The 16,395-nt window shown below is 34.4% G+C and carries 19 protein-coding genes; 9 read left to right on the top strand and 10 right to left on the bottom strand.

Annotated features, from left to right (window positions below; translation table 11 throughout):
- Positions 1–115: 115 nt before the first annotated feature.
- Genes hisD through MV589_RS09450 form a run of 3 tightly spaced genes read right to left on the bottom strand, consistent with a single transcriptional unit; the run spans position 116 to position 2,347 of the window.
- Entirely contained in the window at positions 116–1,408 is a 1,293-nt protein-coding gene (gene hisD, locus MV589_RS09460; protein WP_297434251.1) for a histidinol dehydrogenase, read from the bottom strand.
- On the bottom strand, positions 1,408–1,839 hold the full coding sequence (locus tag MV589_RS09455) for a thioredoxin family protein (protein ID WP_297434248.1): 432 nt from the start codon (positions 1,837–1,839) through the stop codon (positions 1,408–1,410). Before MV589_RS09455 ends, hisD begins: the two co-directional genes overlap by 1 nt.
- Positions 1,832–2,347, bottom strand: coding sequence for a shikimate kinase (locus MV589_RS09450; protein WP_297434246.1), 516 nt, complete (start codon positions 2,345–2,347; stop codon positions 1,832–1,834). Before MV589_RS09450 ends, MV589_RS09455 begins: the two co-directional genes overlap by 8 nt.
- A gap of 109 nt (positions 2,348–2,456) precedes the next feature.
- Here MV589_RS09450 and MV589_RS09445 point away from each other — a divergent pair, with 109 nt between their 5' ends.
- From MV589_RS09445 to crcB, 8 genes are read left to right on the top strand one after another with little or no spacing between them, the layout of a single operon-like run.
- Positions 2,457–3,782: a S41 family peptidase gene (locus tag MV589_RS09445; RefSeq protein WP_521966176.1), complete on the top strand. Its 1,326-nt coding sequence runs from the start codon at positions 2,457–2,459 to the stop codon at positions 3,780–3,782.
- A 5-nt stretch (positions 3,783–3,787) separates the two neighbouring features.
- Positions 3,788–4,501, top strand: coding sequence for a phosphoribosylaminoimidazolesuccinocarboxamide synthase (gene purC, locus MV589_RS09440; protein ID WP_297434242.1), 714 nt, complete (start codon positions 3,788–3,790; stop codon positions 4,499–4,501).
- Between the two features lie 5 nt (positions 4,502–4,506).
- Positions 4,507–4,746, top strand: a complete 240-nt coding sequence (gene purS / locus MV589_RS09435) for a phosphoribosylformylglycinamidine synthase subunit PurS (RefSeq protein ID WP_297434337.1) — start codon at positions 4,507–4,509, stop codon at positions 4,744–4,746.
- Positions 4,746–5,420, top strand: coding sequence for a phosphoribosylformylglycinamidine synthase subunit PurQ (gene purQ / locus MV589_RS09430; protein ID WP_297434240.1), 675 nt, complete (start codon positions 4,746–4,748; stop codon positions 5,418–5,420). Before purS ends, purQ begins: the two co-directional genes overlap by 1 nt.
- On the top strand, positions 5,417–6,463 hold the full coding sequence (locus MV589_RS09425; RefSeq protein ID WP_297434237.1) for a hypothetical protein: 1,047 nt from the start codon (positions 5,417–5,419) through the stop codon (positions 6,461–6,463). The genes purQ and MV589_RS09425 overlap by 4 nt, the downstream gene beginning before the upstream one ends.
- Positions 6,441–7,130 (top strand): lysophospholipid acyltransferase family protein, encoded by a 690-nt coding sequence (locus MV589_RS09420; protein ID WP_297434235.1) that lies wholly within the window; start codon positions 6,441–6,443, stop codon positions 7,128–7,130. The genes MV589_RS09425 and MV589_RS09420 overlap by 23 nt, the downstream gene beginning before the upstream one ends.
- The gene (locus MV589_RS09415; RefSeq protein ID WP_297434233.1) at positions 7,130–7,489 is read left to right on the top strand and encodes a putative PII-like signaling protein; all 360 of its coding nucleotides are present in this window, start codon (positions 7,130–7,132) and stop codon (positions 7,487–7,489) included. Before MV589_RS09420 ends, MV589_RS09415 begins: the two co-directional genes overlap by 1 nt.
- Positions 7,486–7,866, top strand: coding sequence for a fluoride efflux transporter CrcB (gene crcB / locus MV589_RS09410; protein ID WP_297434231.1), 381 nt, complete (start codon positions 7,486–7,488; stop codon positions 7,864–7,866). The genes MV589_RS09415 and crcB overlap by 4 nt, the downstream gene beginning before the upstream one ends.
- On the opposite strand, the gene MV589_RS09405 is transcribed toward crcB, so the two are convergent.
- From MV589_RS09405 to ovoA, 5 genes are all read right to left on the bottom strand, one after another.
- Positions 7,863–8,432 carry an ATP-binding cassette domain-containing protein gene (locus MV589_RS09405; RefSeq protein ID WP_297434229.1) on the bottom strand — a complete coding sequence of 190 codons (570 nt, stop codon included), beginning with the start codon at positions 8,430–8,432 and terminating at the stop codon, positions 7,863–7,865. The two genes, crcB and MV589_RS09405, sit on opposite strands and share 4 nt — an antisense overlap.
- Positions 8,433–8,441: 9 nt before the next feature.
- Entirely contained in the window at positions 8,442–9,131 is a 690-nt protein-coding gene (locus tag MV589_RS09400; protein ID WP_297434227.1) for a dUTP diphosphatase, read from the bottom strand.
- Positions 9,132–9,339: 208 nt separating this feature from the next.
- A complete protein-coding gene (locus MV589_RS09395; RefSeq protein ID WP_297434225.1) occupies positions 9,340–9,765 on the bottom strand; it encodes a pyridoxamine 5'-phosphate oxidase family protein in 426 nt (141 codons plus the stop codon).
- Entirely contained in the window at positions 9,758–10,942 is a 1,185-nt protein-coding gene (locus tag MV589_RS09390) for a PatB family C-S lyase (protein ID WP_297434223.1), read from the bottom strand. Before MV589_RS09390 ends, MV589_RS09395 begins: the two co-directional genes overlap by 8 nt.
- Positions 10,939–13,035 carry a 5-histidylcysteine sulfoxide synthase gene (gene ovoA / locus MV589_RS09385; RefSeq protein WP_297434220.1) on the bottom strand — a complete coding sequence of 699 codons (2,097 nt, stop codon included), beginning with the start codon at positions 13,033–13,035 and terminating at the stop codon, positions 10,939–10,941. Before ovoA ends, MV589_RS09390 begins: the two co-directional genes overlap by 4 nt.
- A 34-nt stretch (positions 13,036–13,069) precedes the next feature.
- Between ovoA and pgeF the strand changes: the two genes are divergently transcribed.
- Positions 13,070–13,798, top strand: a complete 729-nt coding sequence (gene pgeF / locus MV589_RS09380; protein WP_297434219.1) for a peptidoglycan editing factor PgeF — start codon at positions 13,070–13,072, stop codon at positions 13,796–13,798.
- Here pgeF and dxs read toward each other — a convergent pair.
- Positions 13,787–15,622, bottom strand: a complete 1,836-nt coding sequence (dxs, locus tag MV589_RS09375; RefSeq protein WP_297434217.1) for a 1-deoxy-D-xylulose-5-phosphate synthase — start codon at positions 15,620–15,622, stop codon at positions 13,787–13,789. The genes pgeF and dxs overlap by 12 nt on opposite strands.
- Positions 15,615–16,391 (bottom strand): flagellar assembly protein FliH, encoded by a 777-nt coding sequence (gene fliH / locus MV589_RS09370; protein ID WP_297434214.1) that lies wholly within the window; start codon positions 16,389–16,391, stop codon positions 15,615–15,617. Before fliH ends, dxs begins: the two co-directional genes overlap by 8 nt.
- Between the last annotated feature and the right edge of the window lie 4 nt (positions 16,392–16,395).

Genomic DNA, 16,395 nt, shown 5'->3' with positions numbered 1-16,395 from the left:
AAAAAGAGAGAATGAAATGATTGTTTTCATGGGATGTGTAGATTAATTTAACTTATATTTAAAGAAGTTATGATTACTATAAACAGACTATATATTTATAGTAATCAGTAGATTTTTATTGTTTCAATCTTACTCGAACAGATTGTTCGTGTGCAGTCAAACCTTCAGTATTTGCGATAAGAGCGCACTCTTCACCTATTTCATTAATTGCATTTGCACTAAACGCAATGATAGAACTTTTTTTCATAAAGTTCTCAACGCCAAGAGGAGAGTAGAACTTAGCAGTTCCTCCCGTAGGTAGCGTATGATTTGGTCCAGCGATATAATCTCCAATGGCTTCAGGTGTGTTATGACCTAAAAAGATTGCCCCAGCATGTTTAATATATGGTAAGAGTTCAAAAGGGTTCATAGTAGCAACTTCGAGATGTTCTGGTGCTATTTTATTCATTAGTGTTATTGCTTCATCCATATTAGTAACAACAATAATTGCACCACGCTCCTCTATAGACTTTCTTGCAATCTCCTGACGAGGAAGTTTAAGCAGCCAATTTTCTATCTCAATTTTTACTGCATCTGCCAACTCTTGAGAAGGTGTAATTAAAATCGAACTTGCCATCTCATCATGTTCTGCTTGAGAGAGCAAATCAATAGCTAAATGATTTGCATTTGCACTATCATCAGCAAGCACACCTATTTCACTAGGTCCTGCTATCATATCTATATTTACTTCACCAAATACCATCTTTTTTGCAGTTGCTACAAAGATATTTCCCGGTCCTGTAATGACATCCACTTTTGGAATAGTTTGAGTACCATACGCCATAGCAGCAATTGCAGAGGCACCACCTACCTTATATACTTCACTAACACCACATAAATGGCATGCAGCAAGTAGTAATTCATTTGGCTCATTATCGGGAGTAGGCGTACAGACAATAATTTGTTCAACACCAGCAACCTGAGCAGGGATAACATTCATAAGTAATGAAGATGGATAAGCTGCTTTACCTCCAGGAATATAGAGTCCAGCACTATCAACAGGAGTAACTTTTTGTCCTAAAATAGTACCATTAGACTCTGTATCAAACCATGATTTTGGCTTTTGTTTTTCATGATATACTTTAATTCTATCATAAGCTAAATGCAAAGATGCTTTTAAATTTTCATCTAAATTATCATACGCTCTGCTCATTGCATCAGTTGTAATTTTCAGATCTTCATCTGATGCAGGCGTCCAGTGGTCAAATTTAGATATATGCTCTTTTAAAGCACTATTTCCATCATTTTTAATTTCATCAATAATATTTCCAACTATCCCACTTACATGAGCAATATCCATCTTCCCGCGGTTTAGCAATTCATTAAATTTTTCACTAAAATCATTATCAGTTGATTTTACAAATATCATTATTTTACTACTCTCTTTTTAGATTTGTCAAAAGTTGTTTTTACAGTAGCCAAAGCGCCAATAAAAGCATTTGTTTTCATATAGCCTAAAATTGGTTGATACATCGGATCTCCATTAGGGAATAAGAACCAAATACCTGGTAAGCCTGGAGTGTTTTGAGCTAATACGGCAGGAATATAATCTCTCTGATCTGTCCATGAACGGATAGCTATAAAATCCTTATTAATAGACTCAACAACTTTTGAATCTTTTAATGTAGTTCTATCTAATAAAAGACAATATTTACAAGAGTGACTTGAGATAATAAACAGTACTGGTTTATTCTCCTTTTTTGCCATCTTCATTCCACTATTAAAATCTTTCGCCCAATGAACTTCAGAAGCCATAACTACCGAAGTTAAAAGTATAAATACCAATATAAGTTTACGCATGTTTTTTTACCTTTTTTAATAATTCTTTAGAGCAATCTTCCGCTGATTTATCTGTAACATCAATAACAACATCTGCAAGTTTTAAATACTCAGGTCGTCTTTCATCATAAAGTGCTTTTGCTTTTTTCAAATCACTCAACAAAGGACGCTTCTTTAACTTTCTTGCTGCGTTTGGATGCTCTTTAATTCGTTTGATAATTGCATCAAAAGGAGAGTCCAGAAGAACAATTATACCTATTTTTTTTAAATTTTTCTGTTTATAAAAGCCACCACCCGTAGAAATCAATGTATTTTTCACACTATTTTCAAGCCATTTTGCAATATTTTTTTCTAACTTTCTAAAGTATACCTCACCCTCATGTTCAAAAATATTTTTTATTTTTCTATTTTCCATACTTTCAATAAGGTCATCAGTATCTATTGCAATATAATTGGAATGCTTAATAACTTCTCGTGCAACACTTCCCTTACCAACCCCCATAAAACCAATTAGTACTATATTTTTCATCTTTATGCCCTGCATATTTTAAATTCTTAGCGCATTATATAAAAATAAAATTATCTGCTATTTAAACAGCCATTTATTAAGAGTTGATATAATATCTTTTTTAAAAACTATATATAGGTATATTATGAAACACACAAAAATTATTTCACTTGGATTTCTTTCTGTTGCACTCTGCTCAACCCTGCTTTTTTCTTCAGAACTTACTGCAAAAAAAGCTGCGCAACAAGATGAAACTTCTCGTCTTCAAGCATTAAGTAAGTTTGCAAATGTATTAAATATTGTACAAAAGTATGATGTTGATAAAATTACTATCAACCAGCTAATAGATAAAGCATTAGATGGAATGATGAGAAATCTTGATGCCCATTCAGATTTTCTTACACAAAAAGATTTTAAACGCCTAAAAGTACAAACTGATGGTGAGTTTGGTGGATTAGGTATTACGGTGGGTATGAAAGAGGGAGCACTTACTGTTATCTCTCCAATAGAAGGAACACCTGCTGATAAAGCTGGATTAAAAGCTGGTGATATTATTTTAAAAATCAATAAGAAATCAACTATTGGAATGGGCATTGATGAAGCTGTCTCCATTATGCGTGGTAAAGTTGGAACACCAATAGACTTAATGATTGTCCGTAAAGGAGCAAGTAAACCACTCTCCATCCATATAGTACGCGGCATTATTAAAATCCAATCAGTTTACGCAAAAGTAATTAATAATGACATTCTTTACCTACGAGTTACAAGTTTTGATAAAAAAGTTGTTAAAGATGTGAGAAAAGAGATTAATAAAAGAAAAGGAACAACAAAAGGAATTATTCTTGACTTAAGAAATAATCCAGGAGGACTCCTCGATCAGGCAGTTGGCTTGGTAGACACGTTTGTTGACAATGGTGTTATTGTCTCTCAAAAGGGAAGAAGAAAAGATGAAAATCAGGTCTATTCAGCACATGAGAGCAATACGCTTACAAAGGTACCTCTTGTTGTTCTAGTCAATGGAGGAAGTGCAAGTGCAAGTGAAATCGTAAGTGGTTCATTACAAGACCATAAGCGTGCTGTTTTAGTTGGAGAAAATACTTTTGGAAAAGGAAGTGTGCAAGTTGTTTTACCTATCTCAAAGACAGAAGCAATTAAACTCACTATTGCAAGATACTATCTACCAAGTGGAAGAACTATTCAAGCCGTTGGTGTAAAACCAGATGTTGTAGTCGCTCCAGGCGAAGTAAAAACACATAAAAATGAGTTTATGATTAAAGAAGCAGACCTAAAAGAACACCTTAAGAAAGAACTTCAAAAAATTGATGGCAAAAAAGAAAAAACTAAAGAAGATAAAAAAGATAAAAAAGATATAATAACGCCAGAAATGCTTCAAAAAGATATTCAACTTAAAGAAGCTGTTGATATTGTCAAATCATTAATTATAGTAAAAGGATAGAAAAGGTGCAAAAAAGAGAGTTACTCTACGAAGGTAAAGCAAAAAGATTATATCTTACAGATGATGAAAACTTAGTTATCTCAGAATTTAAAGATGATTTAACTGCGTTTAACGGTGAAAAAAAATCAAGCGAAGCAGGTAAAGGTGCGCTTAACAATAAAATTTCAACAGAGCTTTTTAAAGTGCTTGAAGCCAAAGGTATTCCAACTCACTTTGTAAAAATGTTGGATGACAACCATATGCTCCATAAAAAAGTTGATGTAATTATGATTGAAGTTATCGTACGCAACATCGCTACTGGTTCACTAACTCGTAACCTTGGCATAGAAGATGGAACAGTTTTACCATTCACATTAGTGGAATTTGACTACAAAAATGATGCACTAGGTGATCCAAAACTCAACGACCAACACGCGCTTATTTTAGGACTTGTAGATTATCAAGATGAACTTGACAAGCTCCGTCGCATGGCAAGACAAGTCAATGACATTTTAAAACCTTATTTTGCAGACAAAGGTCTTAATCTTGTTGACTTTAAACTTGAATTTGGAAAAGACAAAGATGGAAACATCATCTTAGTAGATGAGATTTCACCTGACAACTGCCGTTTTTGGGACATACAGAGTGGTGAGAAGATGGATAAAGACAGATTTCGTCAAGGTCTTGGTGGATTAACAGTTGCCTACGAGCAAGTATTAGATAGAATTTTAGGAAAATAATTATGATAAAAGCAATAGTAAATGTATACTTAAAGACAGGAGTTTTAGATTCTCAAGGAAAGGCAGTACACCATGCACTTGACTCTCTAGGATTTAACTTGGTAGAAGATGTTCGTATTGGAAAGCAAATTGTTTTACAACTTGATGAGACAGATAGAGAAAAAGCAATGAGTGATGTAACCAAAATGTGTGAAGAACTTTTAGCAAATACTGTAATTGAAGACTACAATATAGAGCTAGTATAATGAAAGTATCAATTCTTCAATTTCCGGGTACAAACTGTGAATATGACACAGAGTATGCCTTTAAAAAACTTGGTGCAGATACAGAGATAATCTGGCACAAATCAGAAACAATTCCAGACAATACTGACCTGCTTGTGGTAGCAGGGGGATTCTCTTATGGAGACTACCTTAGAAGTGGTGCTATTGCAAAATTTTCTCCTGTTATGAAAGCAGTTACTACCTATGCAAACAATGGCGGTAAAGTTTTAGGAATTTGTAATGGTTTTCAAGTTCTCACAGAAGCAGGTCTGCTCCCTGGTGCGCTTAAACGCAACGAGGGCCTACATTTTATCTCTAAACACCACCATCTTAAAGTACAAAATAGTGATAACATCTTCTTAAAAGAGTTGAGTGATGGAGATATTGTAAATATTCCTATTGCACATCATGATGGTAACTACTATATTGATGATGCAGGTTTACAAGAGCTTGAAGAGAATGAACAAATTCTTCTAAAATATACAGATGCAAGCGGTGGTGTACAAAATCCTAACGGCAGTGTCGCTAGTATTGCAGGTGTTTGTAATAAAAATAAAAATGTATTTGGTCTTATGCCACATCCTGAACGTGCTATGGAAGTAGTGCTTGGAAGTGATGATGGAGTAAATATGTTAAAAGGTTTCTTTGAGTCGTGATAAAAGCTTTTCTACTTGTCTTATTGTTTATTTCATCTTTATATGCAAATAAAGTTATATACCTTAGCTATGATGAAATACCAACACGAATAATTCAAGGTGAAATTTTCACGGTTACTCTAAAAGCGCTCTCAACAGTTAAAAAATATGATGATATTTCATATGAATTTTCTAACTCAAGAGGGGTAAAGATTTTAGATGATATTCCTATACGAGAAAAAAAAGGAAAATTTTTATATGATACCTTTCATCTTCTGGCAACTTCAAATGTAGTAAAACTTCCTGATGTCAATGCCACACTTATTGCATCTCAAGAGTATAATTCTACTTTTATTCAAGGTAAAAAACTTAATGTTATTCAACTTAATCCAAAGAATAACTTTTCAAATATCATAGCCAACAATCTAGAACTAAATGATTATAAAACAACAAGCTACGATAATAAGCATAATATTATAGTTTTTGTAGTCTCTGCTGAAAACACCAATATTGACGCAATGCATTTTAAAAATGTATATAAACAAGGTAAAGAATCTTCAACGAACTCCTATTTAACATCAAAAATCACCTACTTCGTGGTTATAGATAAAAGAGCTGAACACTTTTCTTTTACCTATTTTAATCTACTAAAAAACAGTTTTGAACTTATAGACATACCAGTTATTGTAGATGATGACAGCGTTACAACACAAAGTGATTTAAGACCAAGGGACCAATCTCATGATATGCAAAAGATGTATGTAGCCGCAGCAATTGCAATTCTGGGATTTATTCTTATTCTATTAAAAAGAAGAATCGTCTATTTGATTTTAATCTTTTTACCACTAGGCTATATTCTTTATCTTTCTATGCCTCAAAAAGATATTTGCATTAAAAAGGGAGCACAGATACATCTTCTACCTGTAGATAATGGAACAATTTTTGAAACAACACAAACACAATATAGCCTTCCAAAAGAGGGTCAAACAGATCATTACATTAAAGTAAAACTAAATAACAATAAAATAGGTTGGGTAAAGAATGAAGATACTTGCTCATATTAACTGGTTTATAGCTACTACAATTATATTTATAGCTTTAACTTTTTCCATCATTATGTACCCAATATTGCCTCGTCCTTATGCCCGAAAAATTGCTGCATGGTTTGTACGTATTGCAACTTTCTTTTCTGTAACTAAGATAGGACAAGAAGATCCAGAGGCACAAATGTTTTTAGTAAATCATCAAAGCGATTTAGATATTGGAGTAATTGAAACTATTACATCAAAAGACATCACTTGGGTCGCAAAAAAAGCTCTTTTTGATGTACCATTTTTTGGTCTTGCTATGAGTCTTCCTGAAGATATTGAAGTAGAGCGTGAAAGTAAAATCTCTCTTATAAAACTTTTACACGCAGCAAAAGACAGACTTAAGAAGAAAAGAGTACTTACAATGTTTCCAGAGGGAACACGCTCTAGAACAGGTAAAATGCTTCCCTTTAAATCTGGAGCAAAATTTATAGCTGATAAATATCAGTTAAAAGTACAACCTATTGTCTTAATGGAAACATCAAAATGTTACAATATAAAAGAGTTTTACTATATGCCAAAAAATATAAAAGTCATATTTTTAGACTCATTTATTGCAGATAAGAGTGACCAAAACTGGCTAGAAAATTTACGGTCAAAAATGCAACAAGCATACGACAATGAAATTAAAAGAGAGAAATAATGAAACGATATTTAGGACAAAAGAAAATTCTTCGTATCTACATAGATACTTTAGATAAATACAATGGTGAACCTCTTTTTGAAGAGATTTTAAAAGAGGTAAAAAAAGAAGGATTAGCAGGAGCAACTGTTTTTAAAGCGGTTGCGGGTATTGGTGCTTTTTCAGAAGTACATAGTTTTAAAGTATGGGCTTTAGCACAAGAGCTTCCCCTTGTGATTGAAATTATAGACGATAAAGAAAAAATAGATAATTTTATAGAGCATATTGATCATATGATGGATAATGGATTAATGACATTAACAGATACAGAAGTTATAAACTATAAACATAAAAATTTTAATAAACAAGAAGAACAATGAATTTAACACTTATACTTTTCGTTGGCGCAGGTGGTTTTTTTGGTGCAATATCAAGATTTTTAATTGCTACTGGTGTACAAAAAATTTCAGGTTCACTCTTTCCTTTAGGAACACTTAGTGTCAATGTTCTTGGAAGTTTCATAATTGGATTAGCTGCAATGTTCTTTGCACAAAATGTGCAACCAGAGTATAAAGCCTTTGTAGTTACAGGATTTTTAGGAGCACTCACAACATTTTCAACATTCTCCTTAGAAAATGTAAATATGCTTCAAGATGGTGAATTTACTAGTTTTGGAATCAATATATTTTTAAATGTAACGCTAAGTATCACAGCTACACTTCTTGCTGTTATATTATTTAAAAGATTATATTCTTAAATCGTTATAACCTCATCTGCACACCAAGAGGCTAACTCCATATCATGTGTTATAAGTAACATTGCCGTGGAGTCAAGTCTCTTTATCAACATCTGCATTACCTCTAGTTGAATAACATTGTCAAGTGCTGATGTTGGTTCATCAAGCAGTAGAAGTTCACTCTCCATCAGCATTGCTCGTAAAATGGAAGCACGCTGGAGTTGCCCTCCTGAAAGTTCATGAGGAAGTTTATGTAAAAGTTCTTTTTCTAACTTAATCTCTTTTAGACAGACATCAAGCCTATCTAATGATGCTACATCAGATATTTGATTTAAAAGTGTATAGCTGGGATGAAAAGAGCTGTATGGGTCTTGAAAAATTTGAGAAATAGAACTACAGCTAACAGTGCCACTAAATGGTTTTAAGTTTCCTAAAATCACTTCAAAGAGGGTACTTTTACCAGCACCACTCTCCCCTACTATTGCTTTTAGCTCTCCTTTTTTTAAACGCAGAGAAAAATTTTCAAAAAGTAACTTCTCTTTTGAGTAACCAAAAGAGAGATTCTCTATTTTTAAAGTATCTTGCAAATCAAATCTCTAAACAAGAGTTACATAAACTTTCGATAATTCTTCATATAAAAACTCAGGAGTAACATCACTATTTGTTTCCCAAATTGATTTCATTACAACATTATCCTCTTTGTCATTCCATACTTTAATATATGTTCCCTCTTTATAGCCATTATCCTGACGGAATTGGTTTAAAATATTTTTTCCTACATAGAGTCTATAGAGTGAATCAAGATTTAATCCACTCATAGCCACTAAATCAAAAAATTCACCAAAAAGAGTATCTAAATCAACAGCTTCTTTAGAAATAGCTACGCGTATGAGATTCTCTACCTTTTCTAAAACAGCATCAATTGGAGCAAATGACTCTTCTGTAGTTTCAATTTTATTAAGAGTATTAGAGTTAGAGATTTGCACGGCAATATCTTCTAGTGAACCTCTATTATTTTGTGTATACTCTTCAATCGCCAAACTAATAATAAAGTGCCAAACATCAACAACTTCTATTTGATGATTTTCCCAATCTGGCTCTGCCGTAATTGCCTTCCAGTGCTTCCAAGGAAAGCTGTCTACCATCTCTGCACACTCCATATAAATACAACGACGCCAATCAATTTTCTTGCCATTTTTTGTTATACCTTTTGTCCACTCTTTACCATTTGTCGCATCATTGAGTCCATTTTGTAGCTCAATCATCATTAATATTTTATTATTCATCTATTTTTATCCTGTAAAAATTATTTTTACTAATTTTACCTAATAATGTTAAAATAAATCATGAAAAGAATTAATTGTAGAAAATGTGAATACTATTTTGTCACTTGGGAGCCGAAACAGCCTCATGGATGCAGGGCCTATGGCTTTAAATCAGCACAAATTCCATCTATGGTTGTATTGAGAAGTAGTGGGAGTGAATGCTCACTATTTAAAGAGAGGTGTACTCATAAATAATCTTTTTGCCAAATCCAAGTCTGTTATCTGTCAATTTAAATCGGCTTACCTCTATTTGCCATAATTTTGGAAGAAGTGCTAAAGCATAAGGAAATCTTTTAAAGTAAGATTTTTTCAGCCTTTCATCTTCTAAAGCTTGCATCTTAGCAAAAAACTGTAAACCTTGAATTTTCCCAATCTCTTTGGTCTCAAGTAAAATATTTCCTGCTACATTTTTATTTACCTTTACCTGTTTTATATGTAAAGTCTCTTCACTACTAGCAATAACAAACGAGTGACTTTGAGCATCATAAATATAAAAAGCAGAACAGACACTCGGCAAATTATCGAGTGATGTTGCTAAACTTAAAACATGATGCTGTTCTATAAACGCAGTGATTTTTTCTAAATCATTACCCATTACTAAGCCTTAATAATGAAGTTTCCAATCTATTTATGATTTGCAGCATTGTAGTAGAGCTTACTGCAAAATTCAAACGCATATAAGCACTTCCCTCTCTACCAAAAGCAAGCCCAGCATTGAGCCCTAGTTTTGCATCTTTTATAAAAAACTCTCGAAGCTCTTTGTCACGCATTCCCATCCCTCGACAATCTATCCATGCCAAATAGGTCGCTTCAATAGGTGTTATTTTAATAAATGTAGCATATTTATCACTCAAATTTTTTAAAAGCATATAGTTATTGTAGAGATGAATTTTCAACTCACTCAACCACTCCTTACCTTCTGTATAAGCCGCTTCAAACGCAACATGAGAAAGTACACTTCCTTGTGCATAATGCACACTTTCATAAGCTTTTTTAAAGCGTTTTCGCAAGTTTTCATCTTCTATAGCTACACTACTGATAGCAAAGCCTGCCATATTAAATGTTTTTCCAACACCTATGGCAGTAAGTGTGAGTGTTTTAGCCGCTGCGTTTAGCGTAGAAAAAGAGATATGTTTGTTTGGTAAATAGACTAAATCAGAGTGTATTTCATCAGAAAAGACAACAATCTTATGCTCCAAGCAGAGCGCTAAAATTGCTTCAAGTTCTTCCCTTTTCCAAACTCTTCCTACGGGATTATGCGGTGAACATAACAGCAGTAATTTTGTCCTTTTATTAATTTTTGCTCGTAAATCTTCTATATCAAAAGTGTAGCTGCCATCTTCACATCGACGCAAAGGATTTTTGACTACTTTTCGATTTAACTGCGTTACACTATGAAAAAAAGGTGGATAGACAGGAGTTTGCACTATTACACCGTCACCCTCATCTGTAAACGCAGCAATAGCACTCCCCATGGAGGCAACAACAGAGTGAGAATAGAACATATCTTCTCTCTTAAACGCAGTGCCGTGCTCTTGTTGCATCCATTTTATCTGTGCATCAAAAGCAGAATCGGGCATCTCTTCATAGCCGACAATGGGATGATCTAAGCGCTTTTTAACTGCGTTTAGTACAAAATCTGGTGTGTTTATATCCATATCTGCAACCCATGCAGGAAGCACATCTTGTGTACCAAAAAGCTCCTCTCTTAGGGTATACTTTTCAGCATTTGTATCTTCACGATTGGCAGCTGTGATAAAGTCATACTTCATCGCTTTTTCCAAATAGTAACTTGTGAAATAGTATGCTGGTATTTTCGTGCTGTCTCTTTAATGACAAACTCCAGATCTTCTACGCCAAGGAGTTCAAAGTTATTCTCTAAAATTCCTTTTAGAGTATCAAGTGTTCGCACTTCATTACCATGTTCATCCTTATATCCACCAAGCCAGAACTCTTTTTTCGTAGAACTCTCCTGCCAAGTATATGGGGATGTCAGTATCAAAATCCCATCTTTATTAAGCCTTTCAACTACACTCTCTAAAAAGAATTTAGGATTATAAAGCCTGTCAATAAGATTTGTCGCCATTATTAAATCATACGAATTAAAATTTGCCTTGAGATTACAAGCATCTCCTTGCCAAAAAGAGACTCTCTTGCGCAAATTTTCATAACCAAGTTCTTTTATGCTTATCTTTTTATTTTGTGTAATGTCACCCTCAACTCTATCAACAAAGGCTACATATCCTTCATCTTTAAGTTTTGAGCCGACCTGAACAAAACGCACAGAAAAATCTACTCCCTCCACCATGTCAAAAGTTTTTGCAAGTTCATAAGTAGCCCTACCCGTTGCACAGCCTAAATCTAGTGCTTTTTTTGTGTTGATTGCATAACGAGCAGCAAGTTCAGCACAAGAGAGGGAAAAGTTTTTCACACCAAAATGTGTATCTCCATACTGAAATTCACAATACTGCGATATAAGTGCATCACTCTCATAAATATCTTCACTCTTACTCTCATTTGCAGAAATTACATAACGAAAGCCTGCATTTTGAAAAAAGTGTTTACGAAAAGCATAGCGAGAATGTTTCATAATTAAATTTCCACTACTAGCCCACGAAGAACCCAAAATCAAGGAGTGTTTATCATCAAAAGTAGGAGTTGAAAAATCATCATAAGCCTCATGAACTTCAAAGCCTTTAAAGCCTCTTATCGGTGTGCGACTCCACTGCCAAACATTACCGATAACATCATATATGCCATTAAAACTAAACTCATTAACAGGACAAGATGACGCATAATGATAAAAATTAAGATTTGCCCGACTCTCATGCAACTGAGGCACATCTTTAATATTTGAATAATTATAAATTACTCCATACTCTCCCTCACTCGGCAATCTATACTCTAAGCCCTCTTTTTGACTCTTATATCTACAAAAAGCTTCTGCCTCAAGTGCATTCACATCTACTGGCCAATCTTCAGGCATCTCAATAACATTACTTAGTGCTCTGTAGAGAAATTTATTGCCCTCTTTCACCCAAAAATGAGGATATTTTGCACCGCTGCGTTTAAGGAACTCCTCTCCTTCTTCATCCCAGTACTCAAGCTTTTCATACCCTTCATCTTTAACAAATTCCATAAATTCACCATTACTGACAAGGTATTTTGAGACTTTAAACTCTTGAACATTCTCTTCTTGGCGACCATATTCGTTATCCCAACCATAAAGGTGGTGCAATCTCTTTTTTCCAAGTATCACATCTTCACCCGCAATGGCTATCATCTCATTTTTAGGACTTCTTGCCGAGTGAGTACAGAGGTTAAACGCAGCGACCTCTTTTACAAATTCTATAGGCATTTGACGGTGCAGAACCAGAGATGTTTCAATATGTATTCGCTCATGTTCTATACTCATCAGTATTATCCACATCGCAGAACTATCATCTATGGGCAGAGTAAAATCGAGTCTCATAATTAACTCATTTACAAGAGTTCGTACGCTATTTCTATACTCTCGAACTTCTGAAACTTTTGGCCACTCATAATGTGTCTCATTCAAATCATCCCAGCTCATTTCATCAACACCAACAGCAAATATTGACTCAAAAGAGGGGTTTATACGCTTCTCAATTATCTTCATATTGATGAGTTTATTTATAAAAAAAGTCGCAGTATGTCCAAAATAAAATATCATAGGATGACGCGATGGTTCACTCTTTTTATAAAAGACGCTCTCATCTTTTAGGAGTTCAAAAACCTTTTCAAACAAATCAAAAGTGTTATTAAAGTACTCTTTTATCTCTACTCTTTTGTTCTCTACACTCTCACCATCCAAGGTTATTGGATACATACTTAATCTGCTCACAAATACTCTCCATCCATTATGTTATAATCATTATATGAAATTTTATCAAAGTAAATTATTAAATGCATTCTCTGACATCAGACACTGTTACACAACAAAGCATAGTAAAAACCTTGCCTTTCATGTTAATGATAAAATAGAAGAAGTCATTGCCAATCATCAACACTTAGCACAAGAGCTAAAATATGACTGTAAAACAGTCGTTCATATGAAGCAAATTCACTCAAACGCAGTCAAAATCATCGATGAAAATGACAGCTTTGAAACGCCTCCTACTTGTGATGCCCTTGTCACAAATAAAAAGAACATACCTTTAATGGTTATGGTAGCAGACTGCGCACCCCTGCTTTTTTATGATAAAGAGAAAAAAACTATTGGAGTAGCCCACGCAGGTCGTGCAGGTGCATTTTCTAATATAAGTCAAAATGTTGTAGATGTATTTGTAAATAATTTTCACGCAAAACCTGAAAACATCTATGTAAGTATCGGTCCAAATATTCATCAATGTTGTTATGAAGTAGGAGAAGAGATATTTGATGAAACAAAAAAATTAGATCTTGAATATGCCATCCAAAAAAGAGATAATAGCTACTTTTTAAATATTCAAAAAATACTCCAAACGCAACTTTTAAACGCAGGCATACAAAAAGAAAATATAGAAACAGCACCACTTTGCACTGCCTGTAACACCACAAACTTCTACTCCTACCGAGCAGAAAAAGAGACAGGTAGGTTTAGCGGTATTATTTTTCTAAAGGATTGAAGCTTTTACTCGCTGTGCAAGTTGTATAGGGAGCAAAGCAAGAGACTCTTCAATCACTTTTGTATTTCCATGCGTAATAAACGCATCATCATACTCAAAACTCTCCACAGAAACATCCATTATTTTCTCTTTTGCTAAGAACTCTAAAATAGCAGAACCAACACCGCCACTTTTTGCCGTGTCACTAAAAACAAACCATTTTTTCTGTTTTTGTGCAAGAGTTTTCAGCATCTGCTCATCAAGTGGTTTTACAAAACGTAAATCAAGTAGAGCAACTTTTTCATCCAACTCTTTAGCAGTTTCATATGCACGCCCTACTCCATTGCCATATCCTATAAAGAGAATATTGCTATCATTTTCTACAAGCAGTTGTGCTTTTGCAAGCTCAAACGCAGCAGATTCTGGCAAAACACTCTCTATAAAAGAACCTCTTGGATAACGCAAAGAACAAGGATGCTCGTACGTCGCAGCAAACGCCATTGCCTGATGAAAACTTTTTTCATCGCGTGGAGCAAAGAGTGTCATATTTGGAATAGCTCGTAAAAAACTAACATCAAAAACACCCTGATGTGTTTCACCATCTTCTCCAACAATTCCAGCACGATCAAGTGCAAAAACAATTGGCAGATCCATTATACAAGCATCATGAATAACCTGATCATAAGCACGCTGTAAAAATGTAGAGTAAATCGTACAAAATGGTTTAAATCCCTCTTTTGCTAATGCTGACATAGATGTTACCGCATGTTGTTCTGCAATTGCTACATCCCAAAATCTATTAGGATATTTTTCCATAAGAGGAGAAAGCCCTGTACCACTTGGCATTGCCGCTGTTACACCTACGATTTTATCATTATGCTCACACAAATGCAAAAGAGACTCTGTATATATTTGTGTCGCACTTTTGAGAGAAGCTTTTTTAAGAGAGTGTCCATCTTTTATATCAAAAGGACCAACACCATGCCACTTCTCTTCGTGTCCCTCTGCTATTTCATAACCTTTACCTTTGAGTGTTTGCGCATGAATGAGTACAGGTTTTTTCAAGCTCTTTGCCGTCTGCATAATATCAATCAGTTGTGTAAGGTTATGCCCATCCACAGGACCAATATAATCAATTCCCATCTCTTCAAAGAGGACACCAGGAGTAATCAGCTTAAATGACTCTTCCATACGCTTTGCCAAATAACGCGCACTCTCACCAAAATTATCTACAAAACTTTCAGTATTTTTCTTAAAACGCTGGTAAAGTGGCGAAGCCATTGCTGAACTTAAGATTCTACTCATAGCACCTATTGGTTTTGATATACTCATCTCATTATCATTCAAAATGATAATCATAGGGTATTTTCTATCACCTAGCTCATTTAAAGCTTCATAAACCATCCCCGCAGTCATAGAACCATCACCAATAAGTACTACAGGAATCCTAGAATCTTCTTCTCCTTTTAGTGCTATCGCCTTTGCTGCACCAACACCTAAAGAGATAGAAGTAGAACTATGCCCTGCTACAAAATAATCATCACTACTTTCACTTGGCTTTGTGTAGCCGCATATTCCATTAAATTGACGAAGAGTTTCAAACTCATCCCATCTGCCTGTAAGCAATTTATGCGCATAAGACTGATGAGAAACATCAAAGATAAAGGGATCTTTTTGGGAATCAAAAACTTTGTGCATGGCAACTATTATCTCAGTTGCGCCCAAAGTAGAACTTAAATGCCCACCATTTTTACTTACAACTTTTAAAATTTTATCTCTTATATCACTACAAAGTTCTTCTAACTCTGCTGGTGATTTTGTTTTTACATCAACTCTTTTACTCACCTAAAGCTGCCTTTTTTACTCTTTGGAATCGTTTTGATATTTGTGCATCTATATTTCCAGCATCACTCATCACAATAACACCACCCTCACTTACTGCACTATCTGAGAGAACTTTTACATTTTGTAGTGATCCTAAATGTTCTGACACTGATGCATAATCTTTTGGATTTATTTTTAATTCTATTTTTGAAGCTGACTGCAGTTCTTTAATAAGTTCATCAGAGAGAACCTTTGCCACCTCTGCAGAATTTTCACTCAATTCTACCTTGAGAACCTCTTTAGAAATATCAAGTGCTGCAACTACCAACTCATTTTTAATTCCCTCTAAGGCACTCGCAAACTCTTGGGCACTTGTATCTAATTTTTTAATGGAATCTTCTAAAAGAGTCAATTTAACATTGAGATTTTTATCAATATCTTCCATCGCCTTTGCTTCTCCAGCTTTCATACCTTCAGCAAAGGCCTCTTCTTTTGCTTTTTTTAGCTCATTTACATGCTCTTCTTCTTTTGCTTCAAGCTTCATTTGCAGTTTAATAAAATTTGATGACATATCATCAGTCTTTTGCATTAATGACTCAATAAGAGAATCTTTAGAACTTTGTGAAAGTGCACTAGAATCTACATCTGTCACTCTTGCTTTTGGATGATTCTCTGAAGTATATTGTGGACTCTGCTCAGCCTCATCATTTGCACCGAGTGCAATTACCTTAAAATTATACTTATCAACATTGTGTTTTTCGATTGAGTCGCCTGTAATTATAGTTGCCATTTTA

This window comes from Sulfurimonas sp. (assembly GCF_026991475.1).
GTDB lineage: Bacteria > Campylobacterota > Campylobacteria > Campylobacterales > Sulfurimonadaceae > Sulfurimonas.
The sequence above is the reverse complement of the archived record's forward strand: the minus strand, read 5'-3'. Positions and strand labels throughout refer to the sequence as shown.